The organism is Roseospira visakhapatnamensis (assembly GCF_014197915.1).
Classification (GTDB): Bacteria; Pseudomonadota; Alphaproteobacteria; order Rhodospirillales; family Rhodospirillaceae; genus Rhodospira; species Rhodospira visakhapatnamensis.
Genome location: NZ_JACIGK010000085.1, coordinates 1 through 1,512, shown reverse-complemented (window position 1 = coordinate 1,512; position 1,512 = coordinate 1). Strand labels below are relative to the sequence as shown.

General features: G+C 51.4%; 2 protein-coding genes. One reads left to right on the top strand and one right to left on the bottom strand.

Translation table 11 applies throughout. The annotated features are described in order from the left end of the window. Positions 1-188: 188 nt before the first annotated feature. Positions 189-770, bottom strand: a complete 582-nt coding sequence (locus GGD89_RS19560) for a hypothetical protein (RefSeq protein ID WP_184049212.1) — start codon at positions 768-770, stop codon at positions 189-191. A gap of 139 nt (positions 771-909) precedes the next feature. Between GGD89_RS19560 and GGD89_RS19835 the strand changes: the two genes are divergently transcribed. Continuing rightward, positions 910-1,512, top strand: a 603-nt coding sequence (locus tag GGD89_RS19835) for a hypothetical protein (RefSeq protein WP_221238582.1), incomplete at its 3' end; no start/stop codon positions are given.

Here is a 1,512-nt window from a genome sequence, read left to right as displayed (position 1 = left end):
CTGGGCCACCACCGACCGCGTCTACATCAACATGGAAAACCGGGATGACTGAGGGACCTCAGGCCGAATTTCCATCCTTCAGGTTGCTCAATCAACCACGGAATCACAACAGACTGAAATCACTCAACTCTTTTCAGATCGGGCTCTGAGACTCAGTGGCTACGGGAGACCTTCGTTGCCACGTGATCTCACATGTACGGCCGTTGCCACACCAGCAGGACGGCCGTGTAGGCGGCCAGATAACCAAGCGGAACGATCTCCCAGGCCCCATAGCGGCGGCGGGTCGAGCGCCACGACAGCGCAGTGAGAAGGTAGGCGAAGGCGGCACCAGGTAACAAAACAGTAAGATGAGACATGGCGTGAGGCATTTGATCTAAATCAGACAGCCTTCGCGGTGACAAGACCGGGTGTAAATCTTCAATAAAAAAAGCCAGCTGTAACCCCATGGGCAACGGCATGAATGCTAGATTCATACAGGGCATAGATACAAATACCATAATAGAGACGATGATCTTCGCCAGTGTCGGTCGCAAGAGGGCTGGCATCTCTATCCGCAATCTAAGGCCATGACGCACTATAAAAACAACGTTAACGGAGAATGCAAACGCCACCATGAGCGCGAAGCCACGCGGCAGCGCGAAGTCTGGAATGGCGACAATGGGAACAAAGAAGACCCGGCTCACCCCGTACGACAGGGCCGTCAGGGCCAGCGTGACAACCACATACCGCGCCACCCGCTGACCCATAACGCCCTCCTCAATCAGCTCCATCCGCTCTCTATAGTAGCACACGCGGCGCTACGCGTCTATTTCAGATTTTTAATACCATGAGATAGACATATCTTCCGACATCAATTATTGTTTAGCATAAGTAAGTTTACTTATGATTGCGTATGCAAAAGGGGGTACGATGGGAAGTATTTATGTTTGTTCCTACTCTTTTTGGAACGATTCGGCGGAACACAGCTACCTTGTGTATGATACTGGTAGCCAATATGTCATCAGGGGCGGGACGAAAACCCCCATCGGCTCCGTTCCCGGCTCCGGCTCCTTCGGGTCCGGCGCGCTGGAGGTTGAGAATGGATGGCCTATAGAGTTATCTGAAGACTACATGGGCGGCGCGTCTATATATGATAGAAATCCTCAGTACCTAGACCTTGGTGAAAGGGAGGCAGGCGACGTTTGGGCAATTATGGTTCAGCACGCAACCAATATATTTTTAGAAAATCTCCAATATGGATTTGATGTTGACTACAATGGTTCCAGTATAACCTGTCACTCCGTTGTGGCATCAGCGCTGCACATTGTCGGTTTAGACTTTATGAATTATGAATCCGATATGAAAGGACGAACGTGGGGAAGTGGAAATTTAATCGAGTTCGACTATACACTCTATGGAACGGACTCTGACGACATGATCCTCAGCATGAGTTCAGTTTGCCATGCGCTCCAGAGGGGCGGTGGCCGTGTTGCTTTGACGGCGCAGATGGTCAGGCGGCGGAGACCTCGTGTG

Excerpts from the sequence above, each read along its gene's own strand:
- GGD89_RS19560 (WP_184049212.1), bottom strand. The coding sequence starts at position 770 with ATGGAGCTGATTGAGGAGGGCGTTATGGGTCAGCGGGTGGCGCGGTAT.